11 protein-coding genes and 1 rRNA gene are annotated in these 15295 nt (G+C 69.6%); 9 read left to right on the forward strand and 3 right to left on the reverse strand.

The window, feature by feature from the left end; all coding sequences use genetic code 11:
- The first annotated feature begins 148 nt into the window (after window positions 1-148).
- A 5S ribosomal RNA gene (gene rrf / locus AB0F13_RS10060) occupies window positions 149-265 on the forward strand.
- Between the two features lie 158 nt (window positions 266-423).
- Here the strand turns inward: rrf and AB0F13_RS10065 are convergent.
- Window positions 424-1560, reverse strand: coding sequence for a hypothetical protein (locus tag AB0F13_RS10065; protein WP_362078112.1), 1137 nt, complete (start codon window positions 1558-1560; stop codon window positions 424-426).
- Between the two features lie 197 nt (window positions 1561-1757).
- Here AB0F13_RS10065 and mtnA point away from each other — a divergent pair, with 197 nt between their 5' ends.
- The 7 genes from mtnA to AB0F13_RS10100 all read left to right on the forward strand — a co-directional run bounded on the left by mtnA (window position 1758) and on the right by AB0F13_RS10100 (window position 10332).
- Entirely contained in the window at window positions 1758-2888 is a 1131-nt protein-coding gene (gene mtnA / locus AB0F13_RS10070) for an S-methyl-5-thioribose-1-phosphate isomerase (protein ID WP_362078115.1), read from the forward strand.
- Entirely contained in the window at window positions 2885-3562 is a 678-nt protein-coding gene (gene mtrA, locus AB0F13_RS10075) for a two-component system response regulator MtrA (protein ID WP_031076503.1), read from the forward strand. The genes mtnA and mtrA overlap by 4 nt, the downstream gene beginning before the upstream one ends.
- 1 nt (window position 3563) lies before the next feature.
- Window positions 3564-5651 carry an MtrAB system histidine kinase MtrB gene (gene mtrB, locus AB0F13_RS10080; protein WP_362078120.1) on the forward strand — a complete coding sequence of 696 codons (2088 nt, stop codon included), beginning with the start codon at window positions 3564-3566 and terminating at the stop codon, window positions 5649-5651.
- Window positions 5635-7464: an LpqB family beta-propeller domain-containing protein gene (locus tag AB0F13_RS10085; protein WP_362078123.1), complete on the forward strand. Its 1830-nt coding sequence runs from the start codon at window positions 5635-5637 to the stop codon at window positions 7462-7464. The genes mtrB and AB0F13_RS10085 overlap by 17 nt, the downstream gene beginning before the upstream one ends.
- Before the next feature lie 147 nt (window positions 7465-7611).
- A complete protein-coding gene (locus AB0F13_RS10090; RefSeq protein ID WP_362078126.1) occupies window positions 7612-8337 on the forward strand; it encodes a phosphoribosyltransferase family protein in 726 nt (241 codons plus the stop codon).
- A gap of 337 nt (window positions 8338-8674) precedes the next feature.
- The gene (gene raiA, locus AB0F13_RS10095) at window positions 8675-9364 is read left to right on the forward strand and encodes a ribosome-associated translation inhibitor RaiA (RefSeq protein ID WP_362078129.1); all 690 of its coding nucleotides are present in this window, start codon (window positions 8675-8677) and stop codon (window positions 9362-9364) included.
- Between the two features lie 224 nt (window positions 9365-9588).
- Entirely contained in the window at window positions 9589-10332 is a 744-nt protein-coding gene (locus AB0F13_RS10100) for a response regulator transcription factor (RefSeq protein ID WP_362078132.1), read from the forward strand.
- Between the two features lie 4 nt (window positions 10333-10336).
- On the opposite strand, the gene AB0F13_RS10105 is transcribed toward AB0F13_RS10100, so the two are convergent.
- Both AB0F13_RS10105 and AB0F13_RS10110 read right to left on the reverse strand, forming a co-directional pair.
- Entirely contained in the window at window positions 10337-11584 is a 1248-nt protein-coding gene (locus AB0F13_RS10105; protein ID WP_362078135.1) for a crosslink repair DNA glycosylase YcaQ family protein, read from the reverse strand.
- Window positions 11585-11598: 14 nt separating this feature from the next.
- Complete coding sequence (locus AB0F13_RS10110) at window positions 11599-12192, reverse strand: GNAT family N-acetyltransferase (RefSeq protein WP_362078138.1); 594 nt, start codon at window positions 12190-12192, stop codon at window positions 11599-11601.
- 224 nt (window positions 12193-12416) lie between these two features.
- Between AB0F13_RS10110 and secA the strand changes: the two genes are divergently transcribed.
- Window positions 12417-15248, forward strand: a complete 2832-nt coding sequence (secA, locus tag AB0F13_RS10115; protein WP_362078141.1) for a preprotein translocase subunit SecA — start codon at window positions 12417-12419, stop codon at window positions 15246-15248.
- The last annotated feature ends 47 nt before the right edge of the window (window positions 15249-15295 follow it).

Genomic DNA, 15295 nt, shown 5'->3' on the forward strand with positions numbered 1-15295 from the left:
GGTTGATAGGCCAGGTGTGGAAGACCGGTAACGGTTGGAGCTGACTGGTACTAATAGGCCGAGGGCTTGTCCTCAGTTGCTCGCGTCCACTGTGTAGGTTCTGAAGTAACGACCTGTGTTATTGCCGGGTTGGTTAACTTCATAGTGTTTCGGTGGTCATAGCGTTAGGGAAACGCCCGGTTACATTTCGAACCCGGAAGCTAAGCCTTTCAGCGCCGATGGTACTGCAGGGGGGACCCTGTGGGAGAGTAGGACGCCGCCGAACAATTTTTGAGAAAGCCCTGGTAGGAGCCGAAAGGTTCCTACCAGGGCTTTTTTGCGTTGTCCCCACGTTGTCGCCCTTTAATCTCTCCCCGCCCACTCCCTTCCGTCTCCGGGTGTCCGTACACCCGGAGACGGCGCCATGTGCTCAATGCCCTGTTCTCACACCTTGCAGACGGCCGCGTTCGCAAGCTCAATGTCGAGTGATTCGCGCCGGATGCGCTGGTCCATGTAGAGGAGCGCGGTGATACCCGCCGTAATCGGCAGCGTAAGGGCGGAGCCGATGGTTGCGGCGATTCCGCTGATGATCAAAGAGGGCCAACTCGTCGAGGCGACCTCGGACGAACCGCCATTCAAGATCAATTCCATGAAAGCGGCCGGAACCTCGGCAATTGAGCCGACCACGAAGACCAGGAGAGTAGCCAGGATCTGTATCCCGAAAATCCGCCCCCAGGAGCCGCGTACCAACTTCGCCGAACGCTGCATCGCGTCGAGGACGCCCTGCTTCTCCAGTATGAGAGCCGGTGCGGCGAGGCTGTAGCGAATCCACAGCCACGCCGCTCCCGCCGTTCCTGCCAGCCCGCCCAGGCCGGTGAGCGCGATTCCAGGGCCCTCGAATCCGGCCCGCATGAGCAGCAGGCCCGGTCCCAGTCCCAGCGCGAAGGCGCCGGTGATGAGCAGCGCGAGCAGACAGAACAGCCCCGTCAGACTGAGCAGACGGGGGCGGGCGCTTACCCAGACGTCACTTGCCGAGGCCGGTCGGCCCAGAACGGCGCGGCTGACGACCACAGTGAGCGTGCCTGCGGCGATGACCGAGCCGATGAGGCCGGCCAGCGACGCGACCGCGAGGCCGCCCAGGGCGTTCTTGAGAGCTTCCATCAGCTCATGGACGGTCACCGTGTCCTGATCGGCCAGGTTGCCCAGGCCTTCCAGGCCGCGGCGCCACAGACCCGTGACGGCCGTGTTCACCGACTGGGTCACGACCGCCACCGCCAGCGACACCCCGAGTGCGGTCCGCCAGTATCTGCGTGCCGTGGTGAAGGCGCCGTCAAGGATTTCCCCGACACTCAACGGCCGCAGGGGAATCACGCCGGGCTGGGGCACCGGCGGGGCCGCAGGAGACCAATGGCCACCGCCCCAGCCACCCGCCGGTCTGCCCCAGCCGTTGCCCGTGCTGCCCCTGCCCCCGTTGCCCCAACCACCGCTGCCCCGGCCGTCGTGTCCGTCGTCGTCGCTTCCACCGCTGTGGGCGCGCGCCCGGTCCCGGCCGGTCGGGATCCGGCCCGGAGAGTCGTTCATCTTCTGCTGCTCCTTCTGATGCCCGTGTCTTCGCCGTTCGGCCGGCGCCCGGGCCCGGTTGCCAGTCCGGCCATCGTGTCACGCACCTTCCGGGGCGCCCGAGGGCTCGTAAGGGCCCTGCTTCCGGGGAGCCACGTAAGGGGGAGCGGGGCGGAGGAGGCCTTCAATAGTTGGTCTATGCGGGGCAGACTGGACTAATGGCTGATCAGCACTCGGCACCCGTGTCCTTCACCGGATCCTCCACCGCCCCTTCTCTGCGTTGGGAGGACCTGCCCGAAGGGCCCGTGATCGTTCTGCTGGACCAACGGCGGCTTCCCGCGGACGAGACCGAGCTGGTCTGCACCGATGTACCGGCGCTGGTCGAGGCGATCAGTTCGCTGGCTGTGCGTGGCGCTCCGCTGCTGGGTGTCGCCGGCGCCTACGGAGTTGCCCTCGCGGCCGTGCGGGGCTTCGACGTGGACCAGGCGGCCGTGATGCTCGCCCATGCCCGCCCGACCGCAGTGAACCTGGCCTACGGCGTCCAGCGGGCCCTGAAGGCCTATGAGGGTGCCCTGAAGAGCGGCGCGGGCACCGGCCCGGCCGCTGCCGCGGCACTCGACGAGGCGCGCGCCCTGCACCGCGAGGACGCCGAAGCGAGCGACCGCATGGCGGAGCACGGCCTGGCGTTGTTGCGGGAGCTGCTGCCGGGCGGCGGCTTCCGTGTCCTGACCCACTGCAATACGGGCGCCCTGGTGTCGGGCGGCGCGGGCACGGCGCTGGCCGTGGTGGGGGCGGCGCACAGGATGGGCAAGTTGCGGCGGCTGTGGGTCGACGAGACGCGGCCGCTGCTGCAGGGGGCCCGGCTGACCGCCTACGAGGCCGCGCGGGCCGGAATGCCGTACACGCTGCTCACGGACAACGCCGCGGGCTCGCTGTTCTCGGCGGGCGAGGTGGACGCGGTGCTGATAGGCGCGGACCGGATAGCGGCCGACGGCTCGGTGGCCAACAAGGTGGGCAGCTACCCGCTGGCCGTGCTGGCCCGCTATCACCATGTGCCTTTCATCGTCGTGGCGCCCACCACGACGGTCGACCTGGAGACCGCGGACGGCGCGGGGATCGAGGTGGAGCAGCGGCCGGGCCAGGAGGTCACCGAGCTCCCGGGCGCGGAGGCCGGAGTGCCCGTGGCGCCCCTGGGAACGCAGGCCTACAACCCTGCGTTCGATGTCACACCGCCGGAGCTGGTGACCGCCATTGTCACGGAAAACGGGGTTGTTTCCCCTGTGACGGAGGCTGGTTTGGCGGAGCTGTGTGACAGGTCACGATCGGGTAATGGGATGATGTCGATATGAAGGGACGCGTCCTTGTCGTCGACGACGACACAGCACTGGCCGAGATGCTCGGAATTGTGCTTCGTGGTGAAGGTTTCGAGCCGTCGTTTGTAGCGGACGGCGACAAGGCACTGGCTGCATTTCGAGAGGTCAAACCTGATCTTGTATTGCTCGATCTGATGCTGCCCGGCCGTGATGGCATTGAGGTGTGCAGACTGATCCGGGCCGAGTCCGGGGTTCCGATCGTGATGCTGACGGCGAAGAGCGACACCGTCGATGTGGTGGTCGGGCTGGAGTCCGGCGCCGACGACTACATCGTCAAGCCGTTCAAGCCCAAGGAGTTGGTGGCCCGTATCCGGGCCCGTCTGCGCAGGTCGGAGGAGCCGGCGCCGGAGCAGCTGACCATCGGTGACCTGGTCATCGACGTCGCCGGGCACTCGGTCAAGCGGGACGGTCAGTCCATCGCACTGACGCCGCTCGAGTTCGACCTGCTGGTGGCCCTCGCCCGTAAGCCGTGGCAGGTGTTCACCCGCGAGGTGCTGCTGGAGCAGGTCTGGGGCTATCGCCATGCCGCCGATACGAGGCTGGTCAACGTGCACGTACAGCGGCTGCGCTCGAAGGTCGAGAAGGACCCCGAGCGGCCCGAGATCGTCGTGACCGTCCGTGGTGTGGGCTACAAGGCCGGGCCGAGCTGACATGACCGGCAACGGTGCCGCTCCGGAGCGGGACACGGGGCGGCCCGTCGACACGGCGGCGGGCGGCATATCGTTCTTCCGGCGCCTGTGGCGAGCCGGAAGGATGCTGTCCGACGGCGCGGGCGCGGCACCGGTGCACCCGCTGCTGCGCCTGTACGTGCGCTGGGTGCGGCGCCCGCTGCTGCCCGCGATGCGGCTGTGGCGGCGCAACATCCAGTTGCGGGTCGTCGCGACCACGCTGGTGATGTCGCTGGGTGTGGTGCTGCTGCTCGGTGTGGTCGTCATCGGGCAGGTGCGCAATGGCCTGCTGGACGCCAAGCGGCACGCTTCGCAGAGCCAGGCCGAGGGCGGGTTCAAGGCGGCACGCGAGGCCGCCGACCCCGGGGCCGAGGAGCGTGGCCCGGACGGTTCGCAGTCCGGGGGCCGGGGGACCGACTCCGGGACGTGGCTGACCGCGACGGTGCAGCAGCTCGCCAGCGGCGGGCAGGGCGTCTATCACGTGGTCGCGCTCAGTGCGGGCGGTCCGCGTGCCTCCGGGGACATCGATCCTGAGCACAGCGTGCCCGCTGATCTGCGAAAGCAGCTGGACCGTCACCCGGGCACGTTCGAGAAGTCCGGCACGATCAAGCGCGGCGCCTCCGACGAGGGTGAGCCGGCGCTGATCGTCGGCAAGCAGATGTATGACGTCAACGGGAAGCCGTACCAGCTCTACTACCTGTTCCCGTTCACCCAGGAGGAGAAGTCCCTCAGCCTGGTCAAGGGCACGCTGGCCACGGCCGGGGTGTTCGTGGTGGTGCTGTTGGGCGCCATCGCCTGGCTGGTGGTGCGGCAGATCGTCACGCCCGTGCGCATGGCGGCGAGCATCTCCGAGCGGCTCGCGGCGGGTGTCCTTCAGGAACGGATGAAGGTCACCGGCGAGGACGACATCGCACGTCTGGGTGAAGCCTTCAACAAGATGGCGCAGAACCTCCAGGTGAAGATCCAGCAGCTGGAGGAGCTGTCGAGGATGCAGCGGCGGTTCGTCTCTGACGTCTCGCACGAACTGCGGACGCCGCTGACGACCGTACGGATGGCTGCGGACGTCATTCATGAGGCGCGTGGCAGCTTCGATCCGGTCACCGCGCGCTCGGCGGAGCTGCTGTTCGGGCAGCTGGACCGCTTCGAGTCGCTGCTGGCCGACCTGTTGGAGATCAGCCGCTTCGATGCGGGCGCGGCGGCGCTGGAGGCAGAGCCGGTAGACCTGCGGGATGTGGTCAACCGTGTGCTGGACGGTGCGTTGCCGTTGGCGGAGCGCAAGGGCAGCCGCCTGCTGGTGCGCGGCGGGGAGCAGCCTGTGATCGTCGAGGCCGATGCCCGGCGTGTGGAGCGGATCCTGCGCAACCTGGTGGTCAACGCTGTGGAGCACGGCGAGGGCCGGGATGTAATCGTGCGGCTGGCGACGGCCGGTGGCGCGGTGGCGGTCGCGGTGCGCGACTACGGCGTGGGGCTCAAGCCCGGCGAGGCGACGCGGGTTTTCAACCGGTTCTGGCGTGCCGATCCGGCCCGGGCCAGGACGACCGGCGGCACCGGCCTGGGCCTGTCGATCGCGGTCGAGGACGCCCGCCTGCACGGCGGCTGGCTGCAGGCCTGGGGCGAGCCGGGCGGTGGCTCGCAGTTCCGGCTGACGATGCCGCGCACGGCGGGTGACGCGCTGCGGGGTTCCCCGATCCCGCTGGAGCCCGAGGACTCGCGGCGCAACCGTGGCCTGAGCGAGGCCGGGGTGCCGCCTGCGCTGCCGGGCCGGGCGACGCCGGTACCGGCGCAGAACACAAACGTACGGCCTACGGCCGATCCGACGGCGTTGCCGGGCAGCGGCGCGCGGGTGGTGACGCGCCCGGGCGGGCCGCATGGCGGCGAGAAGGCCGGTGACAAGGCGGAGGGCAGTGGCGCGAACGGCAGGTCCGGGAGCAGGACGGGCGACACGCCGGAGCGCGGCACTTCCGGCGATGTGGAGAGCAGGACGCCCCGCGGCGGCGACGGCCGGGGCGGCGACAGGCCGGGCACGCGCGGCGGGAGCAGGACCGGAGGCGACCGTGACGGTCAGGGCTAGGGGCGGCCGCGGCCGCCGGGCGGCGGGCCTGCTGGCGCTGGCGGCGGGCGCCGGGCTGCTGGCCGGCTGTGCTTCGATGCCGGACAGCGGCTCGGTCAACTCGGTGGACTCCTCCCAGCGCGCCGACGCCGACGCGCAGGTGCGGGTGTACGGGGTGCCGCCGCGCAAGAACGAGCAGCCGCAGGAACTCGTAGCGGGCTTCCTGGAGGCGACGACCAGCGACGACCCGGACTACGACACGGCCCGGATGTATCTGGCGAAGTCGGTGAAGCGCCAGTGGGATCCCTCGGCGTCGACCACGGTGCTGGCCCAGACGCCACAGGTTCGCGTGGACCGGGCCGGCGGGGACCGCGAGCAGGCGTACACCGTCACGCTCACCGGCAAGCAGCTCGCGAAGGTGGATGCCAAGCACGCCTACAAGCCCGAGCAGCGTGACTACAAGGCGCAGCTCCACATCGCGCGGGAGGACGGCGAATGGCGCATCGACGGACTGGACGCGGGCCTGGTGCTGGGCGCCTCCGAGTTCCAGCGCATCTACCGTTCGGTCAATAAGTACTACTTTGCCGAGCTGGGCTCCGGTGGCGGCGGAGGCAAGGCGCGGGACGTGCTCGTCGCCGATCCGGTCTATCTGCGCAAGCGGATAGACCCCGTGACGTCCACGGTGAGGGCTCTGCTGGACGGGCCGACGACGTGGCTCGACCCGGTGGCGGGCACGGCTTTTCCGACCGGTACGCGGCTGGAGGACCACCGGCTCTCGCCCGACGACTCCAACACCCTGAAGGTGCGACTGAACGAGCGGGCGGCGGGCGCCAACCAGGAGCAGTGCCTGCGGATGGCCGCCCAGCTCCTCTACACCGTCCAGGAGTCGGCCAAGGTCGCGGATGTGACGTTGCAGCGCAAGGACGGCTCACGGCTGTGCGCGCTCGGCAAGGAGCAGGCGAAGTGGTACGCCCCCGACCAGACCTCCGGGCGGCTGGACCGGCAGTACTTCGTGGACGGGCAGCACCGGGTGGTGAGCCTGGCCGACGGTGACGAGGAGCCGCGCCGGGTGGCGGGGCCGTTCGGTGCGGACGGTCCGGTGCAGTTGCGTTCGGTTGCCGTGGACCGGTCCGAGCGCCGGGCGGCGGCTGTGTCCGCCAACGGGCAGTCGCTCTACGTCGCCCCTCTGCAGGGCGGCGCGGCGCTGGGCGATGCCCGGCTGAGCGTGCACGGCGGCACGTCGGCGAAGGCGGGGCTGACCGCGCCGAGCTGGGACGGTCTGGGCGATCTGTGGGTCGCCGACCAGGATCAGGACCGGCCGAGGCTGTTGCGGCTGCCCGGCGGCACCGGTGCGCCGGAGGAGGTCCACGTGCCCGGGCTCGACGGGCGGATCACGGGACTGCGGGTGTCGGCGGACGGCGTGCGGATCGCGCTGCTGGTGACGAAGGGCGACCATACGGTCCTCAAGCTCGGCAGGGTCGAGCGGCAGGGCAGCGCCGGCCGGACGAACCTGTCGGTGCAGGAGCTTCGCTCGGTGGCGCCGCGCCTTGAGGACGTCAACGCCGTCTCCTGGGCGGGCGCGAGCCGGCTGCTGGTCGCTGGCAGTGAGCAGGGTGGCCTGCAGCAACTGCAGTACATCGAGACGGACGGTTCGCAGACGAACGGCTCCGGGCTGCCGGGGATCACGGGTGTGCGGGGTGTGGCCGCTTCGGAGAACCCGGGCAAGGCGCAGGCGCTCGTCGCTGAGGGCGAGGGCGGGATCGTGCGGCTGCTGCCGGACACGAACTGGAAGCTGGTGGGCAAGGAAGGCTCGGCGCCGGTCTATCCGGGATAGACCCTGCTGCGCGGCCTGCCTGTCCGCGTGCCTGCCGGCAGGTAGGTGCAGGGACGGAAGTGGCCCACGTGTCGTCGCTGGTCGCGGGGGTTTCCGGGGTTATCCACAGGGGTGGCGGGTCCTGCCCGCTGGCGGGACAGTGGATCCATGCGCGGGTGGTGGCAGGAGATCGCCGGACTGGTGCTGCCGGCCGATTGCGCGGGGTGCGGCCTGGCCCGGACGGTGCTGTGCGGCCGGTGTCGTGCGCAGCTTTGCGGCCGGGCGCCACGGCGGGTGTGGCCGGAGCCGGTGCCCGCCGGCCTGCCGCCCGTGCACGCGGCCGCACGGTACGGCGACGCGGTGCGCTCGCTGCTGCTCGCGCACAAGGAACGGGGCGGACTCGTCCTGGCGGAGCCGCTGGGTGCCGCGCTGGCGGGCGCGGTACGGGTGGCCGGTTGCTCAGGTGCGGGATGGGGCGTAAGGGCGCGCAGGAGGCCATTGCTGCTCGTGCCGGTGCCCTCCGCGCGACGCGCGGTGGCCGGGCGTGGGCACGACGCGGGCCGCCGGATCGGCCTCGCGGCGGCGCGGGCGCTGCGGGAGGCCGGAGTGGCCGCGCGAGTGGCGGCGGTGCTGCGGTTGCGGCGGGCCGTCGCGGACCAGTCGGGGCTGGACGCCCGCCAGCGCAGGGTGAATGTGGCGGGGGCGATGGGGGTAGCCGGGGGAGTGGATCGCCTCTGGCGGGAAGGAGGGCGGGTCGTGCTGGTCGACGATCTGATGACGACTGGGGCCTCGCTCGCGGAGGCGGCCCGTGCGGTCTCGGCAGCCGGCGGGCTGATCGTGGGAGCCGCCGTCGTCGCCGCTGTTCCGCGGGCCTTCGAATCGAGCCGGAACTGACGGAGAACGCCCTTCGTTGCTGAGGGAAACGGCGGGAAAACACCTGAATGGAGGTACGTCGCGGTAGGGGGTACCGACGGGCTTCCGAGCGAGATATGTTCGGTTGTGAGGAATGGCAAGAGCTATGCCTCATATCTCCGATTGGCGCGCTTCGTATGCCTTCGCTGAAGCTTGGAACAAGCCCGAAGAGCCGGGAAGCCGTGGGGTGTAAATCTTGTCGACGGGGGAGGAGGAGGTGAAAACCGCCTAGTCGGTGGCTCCGGGTATCCCCGGGGCCTGATGCAAGAGGGATGCGCTCCGCAACCTTCGGCGGAGCGATCCGGGAACGGAGTTCTGCGTGGACATCGTCGTCAAGGGCCGCAAGACAGAGGTCTCCGAGCGGTTTCGCAAGCACGTGGCCGAGAAGCTGAAGCTGGACAAGATCCAGAAGCTCGACGGCAAGGTGATCAGCCTCGACGTGGAGGTGTCCAAGGAGCCCAACCCCAGGCAGTCCGACCGCTCCGACCGCGTGGAGATCACCGTGCGTTCCCGTGGACCGGTGATCAGGGCGGAGGCCGCAGCGACGGATCCCTACGCCGCGCTCGATCTCGCGACGAGCAAGCTCGAGGCGCGGATGCGCAAGGAGCACGACAAGCGTCTTGCCCGCCGGGGCAATGGACGCATTCCGGCGAGTGGCGTCGGAGCGCTGGTCAACGGCGCGGCGGAACTCAACGACAAGGGCGAACTCACCGCGGAGCAGGACACGGGCGAGGTGCCCGTCACCCACATGGGACCGCTGGAAATCCGGGGCGAAGGCCCCCTGGTGGTCCGCGAGAAGACGCACTCCGCGGCCCCCATGGCGCTCGACCAGGCACTCTACGAAATGGAGTTGGTCGGCCACGACTTCTATCTGTTCGTCGACTCCGAGACGAAGATGCCCAGTGTCGTCTACCGGCGGCACGCATACGATTACGGCGTCATCCGTCTCAACAGCGACCCCTTCTACACCGGGGAGCCCGGTGGTGCGGGCGGTGAGCTCGGCGGCTGATCCGCGAGGCCCCGGCCGCTGTGCGCGGCCGGGGCGCGCGTGAGCCGCGGACCCGCCATGGTGCCCTCGGAGCGCTGACCGCGCTCCCGGGGCACCATCCATGCGGCCATGGAAGTGCGGTCCGGCATGGAATCATGGTCGAGTCCAACCGCCGGTCCGCCGGTACCGGTTGGTGCGGCGCAGACAGCGCAACCGAGGGGCCATGGCCTTCAGGGGGAGGAACGATGGCGGACAGGTTCGGACCCGTGACCGGGCCCGGCGAGGACGACGACGAGAGCGCCCGCGCGGACCGGGGCGCCACACGTGAGGAGCCCATCAGGGTCCTGGTCGTGGACGACCACGCCCTCTTCCGCCGGGGACTGGAGATCGTCCTGAAGCACGAGGAGGACATCCAGGTCGTGGGGGAGGCCGGGGACGGCGCGGAGGCGGTGGACAAGGCGGCCGACCTGCTGCCGGACATCGTGTTGATGGACGTGCGGATGCCCAAGCGCGGCGGCATCGAGGCCTGTACCTCCATCAAGGAGGTGGCCCCCAGCGCGAAGATCATCATGCTGACGATCAGCGACGAGGAAGCCGACCTCTACGACGCCATCAAGGCCGGAGCCACCGGCTACCTCCTCAAGGAGATCTCCACCGACGAGGTGGCGACAGCGATCCGGGCGGTGGCGGACGGCCAGTCCCAGATCAGCCCGTCGATGGCGTCCAAGCTGCTCACCGAGTTCAAGTCGATGATCCAGCGCACCGACGAGCGCCGGCTCGTGCCGGCGCCCCGGCTCACCGACCGCGAGCTGGAGGTTCTCAAGCTCGTCGCCACCGGCATGAACAACCGTGACATCGCCAAGGAGTTGTTCATCAGCGAGAACACGGTCAAGAACCATGTCCGCAACATCCTGGAGAAGCTGCAGCTGCATTCCAGGATGGAAGCGGTGGTCTACGCCATGCGGGAGAAGATCCTCGAAATCCGGTGAGCGCTCAGCCGAGCGCGGAGACCAGCGCCGAGGCCAGCCGCGGGTCGTCACAGCGCTCGATCCGCACGGCGTCGCAGCCCACCCACCCGGCCGCCTCCCGCAGCGCCCGGGCCATGGGCTCCACGGACTTGGGGTCCGCCACCGACACCTGCCGGGCCACCAGCGTGCGGCCGTCGCGCGCAGGGTCCACCCGGCCGGCCAGCCGGCCTCCCGTCAGCAGCGGCATCACGAAGTAACCGTGCACCCGCTGAGCCTTGGGGACGTAGGCCTCCAGCCGATGCGTGAAGCCGAACAGCCGCTCGGTGCGCGGCCGGTCCCAGATCAGTGAGTCGAACGGCGAGAGCAGCGTCGTGCGGTGCCGCCCCCGGGGCTCGGTGGCCAGCGCCGCCGGGTCCGCCCACGCCGGCTTGGACCAGCCCTCCACCTCCACCGGCACCAGGCCTGTGCCGGCTATGACCGCGTCCACCTGGTCGCCCTTGAGCCGGTGGTAGTCCGCCAGGTCGGCCCGGGTGGCCACCCCCATCGCGGCACCGGCTTGCGTGACCAGGCGACGGACGCACTCCGTGTCGTCGATGTCGTCGTGCAGGAGGGCGTCCGGCACCGCCCGCTCGGCCAGGTCGTACACCCGCTTCCAGCCGCGCCGCCGGGTGCAGACCACCTCGCCGGTGTCCAGCAGCCACTCCACCGCGATCTTTGTCTCGGACCAGTCGTACCACTCTCCGCCGTTCTTGGCGCCGCCCAATTCGGTTGCCGTCAGGGGGCCGTCGGCCTTCAGCCGGTCCCGGACGGCCGCGCACGAGCGCTCGGAGTCCTGCATCACGTGCCAGCGGTGGCCGCGTGCCCTCATGGCCCGCCGCCGGAATGCGAAGTGCGGCCACTCCTCGACCGGCAGGATGCACGCCGCGTGCGACCAGTACTCGAAGGCGTGGTCGCCGCTCCAGTAGGCCGACTCGACCGCATCGCGCCCTACCGCGCCCAGGCGTGCGTACGGCACCAGTTCGTGCGAGCGGGCCAGCACCGAGATCGTGTCCAGCTGGACCGCGCCCAGCCGCCGCAGCACCCCGTGTGCACCTGCTCGCCGCTCGGGGGCCCCGAGCAGGCCCTGGGCGCGCAGCGCCAGACGGCGGGCCTCGTCCGCGGAGAGCCGGAGCTCGGCCGCGGGAGATCCGGTCCAGCGTTCTTTCGCGGCCGTACGGCCCTTGGCGGTGGCGGCAGTTGTCATACCGATCACCCTAGAGGCGGCCACTGACATCGCCCCCGGAGCATTCAGCCGCGCTCGGGAAACGGCAGGTAAGGGGTCTGGGAGGGCATGCCCAGGTCCGAGGGGAGCAGGGAGCCGACCCAGGCGTCGCGTCGCGTGCCGTTGTAGGGGATCTTCGCGCGCATGGTGCCCTCCATCCGGAACCCCGCCTTCAGGGCGACGCCGCGCGAGCCCTCGTTGCCGGCCTCCGCGTACCACTCCAGGCGCTCGACCCCCAGCTCCTGGAAGGCCCAGCGGATCACCTCGCGCGCCGCCTCCGCGGTGTAGCCGCGGCCGCGCTGATCCTTTGCCGTCCAGTAGCCGAGCTCTGCCTGCCGCTCGGGGGCGCGCAGCTGTGCGAGCCGCACGAGGCACATCGAGCCGGCCAGCCGGTCGCCTTCCCGGGTGAAGACGCCGAACGTGTACATGGAGTCATCGCGCCAGCCACCGGGACACATCTCCTCGACGAAGGCGCGGGCATCCGCGAGCGCATAGGGAGAGGGCACGCTGGTGTAGCGCGGAATGTCCGGATCCTGGCAGGCGGCGTGCACCGCGGGCACGTCGGAGGGGCTGAACGGGCGCAGCACCAGGCGCTCGGTGGTCAGACACAGGGGCTCCATGAGCGGAGTCTAGATTCGGCTGCGGAAACCGTGTCCGAATACCGGTGCCCGGCACTTTCCGGGAGCGCGATTCGTTCTTGTCGCGGGTGACACCCGGCCTCGGTGATGACGGACCTCCCGGCGCGGCGGGGTCCTCGCTTACGATGGCCGTTGCGGCGGGGACTGTCCCGTCGTGCCCGCGCACCCCACCGTGCCCAGGCCCGACCGGCAAGGAGCCAGCCTACGTGTCCGTCTTCGGCAAGATCATGCGTGCAGGAGAAGGCAAGATCCTGCGCAAACTGCACCGCGTTGCGGACCAGGTCAATTCCATCGAAGAGGACTTCCTGAGCCTCTCCGACGCCGAGCTGCGTGCTCTGACCGACGAGTACAAGCAGCGGTACGCCGACGGTGAGAGCCTGGACGACCTGATGCCCGAGGCGTTCGCGACCGTCCGTGAGGCGGCCAAGCGCGTGCTCGGCCAGCGCCACTACGACGTTCAGCTCATGGGCGGTGCCGCCCTGCACATGGGGTACGTCGCGGAGATGAAGACCGGTGAGGGCAAGACCCTCGTCGGTACGCTCCCGACGTACCTGAACGCGCTGTCCGGCAAGGGCGTGCACCTGATCACCGTCAACGACTACCTCGCTGAGCGCGACTCCGAGTTGATGGGCCGGGTGCACAAGTTCCTCGGCCTTTCGGTCGGCTGCATCCTCGCCAACATGACCCCGGCGCAGCGCCGCGAGCAGTACGGCTGCGACATCACGTACGGCACGAACAACGAGTTCGGCTTCGACTACCTGCGCGACAACATGGCCTGGTCGCAGGACGAGCTGGTCCAGCGCGGGCACAACTTCGCGGTCGTCGACGAGGTCGACTCCATCCTCGTCGACGAGGCCCGTACGCCGCTGATCATCTCCGGTCCGGCCGACCAGGCCACCAAGTGGTACGGCGACTTCGCCAAGCTGGTCACGCGGCTCTCCAAGGGCGAGCCCGCCAACCCGCAGAAGGGCATCGACGAGACCGGCGACTACGAGGTCGACGAGAAGAAGCGCACGGTCGCCATCCACGAGGCCGGCGTGGCCAAGGTCGAGGACTGGCTGGGCATCGACAATCTCTACGAGTCGGTCAACACCCCCCTTGTCGGGTACCTCAACAACGCCATCAAGGCGAAGGAACTCTTCAAGAAGGACAAGGACTACGTCGTCATGGACGGCGAAGTCATGATCGTCGACGAGCACACCGGCCGTATCCTCGCCGGCCGCCGCTACAACGAGGGCATGCACCAGGCGATCGAGGCGAAGGAAGAGGTGGACATCAAGGACGAGAACCAGACGCTCGCCACGATCACCCTGCAGAACTTCTTCCGCCTCTACGACAAGCTGTCCGGTATGACCGGTACGGCCATGACCGAGGCCGCCGAGTTCCACCAGATCTACAAGCTCGGCGTGGTGCCGATCCCCACCAACCGGCCCATGGTCCGCATGGACCAGTCGGACCTGATCTACCGCACCGAGGTCGCGAAGTTCGCCGCGGTCGTCGAGGACATCGCCGAGAAGCACGAGAAGGGCCAGCCGATCCTGGTCGGCACGACCTCGGTGGAGAAGTCCGAGTACCTCTCGCAGCAGCTGGCCAAGCGCGGCATCCCGCACGAGGTCCTCAACGCCAAGCACCACGAGCGCGAGGCGTCGATCGTGGCCCAGGCGGGCCGCAAGGGCGCTGTGACGGTCGCCACGAACATGGCCGGCCGTGGCACGGACATCAAGCTCGGCGGCAACCCGGACGACCTCGCCGAGGCGGAGCTGCGCCAGCACGGCCTGGACCCGGTGGAGCACGTCGAGGAGTGGGCCGCCGCTCTGCCCGCCGCCCTGGAGAAGGCCGAGGCCGCCGTCAAGGCGGAGTTCGAGGAGGTCAAGTCGCTCGGCGGCCTGTACGTCCTGGGCACCGAGCGCCACGAGTCGCGCCGCATCGACAACCAGCTGCGCGGTCGTTCCGGCCGTCAGGGCGACCCGGGCGAGTCCCGCTTCTACCTGTCGCTGGGCGACGACCTGATGCGTCTGTTCAAGGCTCAGATGGTCGAGCGCGTGATGGCCATGGCCAACGTGCCCGACGATGTGCCGATCGAGAACAAGATGGTCACCCGTGCCATCGCCTCCGCCCAGTCGCAGGTGGAGCAGCAGAACTTCGAGACGCGTAAGAACGTCCTGAAGTACGACGAGGTCCTCAACCGCCAGCGCGAGGTCATCTACGGCGAGCGCCGCCGCGTTCTGGAGGGCGAGGATCTGCAGGACCAGATCACGCACTTCATGGACGACACCATCGACGACTACATCCGCCAGGAGACCGTCGAGGGCTTCGCCGAGGAGTGGGACCTGGAGCGGCTGTGGAGCGCGTTCAAGCAGCTCTACCCGGTCAAGGTCACCATCGAGGAGCTGGAGGATGCGGCCGGCGACCGCGCGGGCATCACCGCCGAGTTCATCGCCGAGTCCGTCAAGGACGACATCCACGAGCAGTACGCGGCCCGCGAGGAGCAGCTCGGCTCCGACATCATGCGTGAGCTGGAGCGCCGCGTCGTGCTGTCGGTCCTGGACCGCAAGTGGCGTGAGCACCTCTACGAGATGGACTACCTCCAGGAGGGCATCGGCCTGCGGGCCATGGCCCAGAAGGACCCGCTGGTGGAGTACCAGCGCGAGGGCTTCGACATGTTCACCGCCATGATGGAGGGCATCAAGGAGGAGTCGGTCGGCTACCTGTTCAACCTGGAGGTCCAGGTCGACCAGCAGCTCGAGGAGGTCGCGGTCGAGGAGAGCGCGCAGGCGCCCTCCCTGCAGAAGGCCGGGGCCGCCGAGAACTCGGTGCCCGCCGCGCGGCCCGAGATCCGCGCCAAGGGCCTCGACGCCCCGCAGCGGCCCGACCGCCTGCACTTCTCCGCCCCCACGGTGGACGGCGAGGGCGGCGTGGTCGAGGGTGACTTCGCCAACGACGACAACGGCGGTTACCGCTCCGAGGCCGACGGCATGACCCGCGCCGAGCGCCGCAAGGCGCAGAAGAACGGTGGCGGCCGCCGCCGCAAGAAGTAACCGCCCAGGCGGTCGCCGCGCCCGGCGCGCGGTGCCGCGGCGGCTCA

Origin of the sequence: Streptomyces sp. NPDC026206 (assembly GCF_040638465.1) — a bacterium.
Taxonomy (GTDB): domain Bacteria; phylum Actinomycetota; class Actinomycetes; order Streptomycetales; family Streptomycetaceae; genus Streptomyces.

What these genes read in the sequence shown, in the direction of transcription:
- AB0F13_RS10065 (WP_362078112.1), bottom strand. Translation starts at nt 1,560, where the DNA reads ATGAACGACTCTCCGGGCCGGATCCCGACCGGCCGGGACCGGGCGCGC.
- mtnA (WP_362078115.1), top strand. Translation starts at nt 1,758, where the DNA reads ATGGCTGATCAGCACTCGGCACCCGTGTCCTTCACCGGATCCTCCACC.
- mtrA (WP_031076503.1), top strand. Translation starts at nt 2,885, where the DNA reads ATGAAGGGACGCGTCCTTGTCGTCGACGACGACACAGCACTGGCCGAG.
- mtrB (WP_362078120.1), top strand. Translation starts at nt 3,564, where the DNA reads ATGACCGGCAACGGTGCCGCTCCGGAGCGGGACACGGGGCGGCCCGTC.
- AB0F13_RS10090 (WP_362078126.1), top strand. Translation starts at nt 7,612, where the DNA reads ATGCGCGGGTGGTGGCAGGAGATCGCCGGACTGGTGCTGCCGGCCGAT.
- AB0F13_RS10100 (WP_362078132.1), top strand. Translation starts at nt 9,589, where the DNA reads ATGGCGGACAGGTTCGGACCCGTGACCGGGCCCGGCGAGGACGACGAC.
- AB0F13_RS10105 (WP_362078135.1), bottom strand. Translation starts at nt 11,584, where the DNA reads ATGTCAGTGGCCGCCTCTAGGGTGATCGGTATGACAACTGCCGCCACC.
- AB0F13_RS10110 (WP_362078138.1), bottom strand. Translation starts at nt 12,192, where the DNA reads ATGGAGCCCCTGTGTCTGACCACCGAGCGCCTGGTGCTGCGCCCGTTC.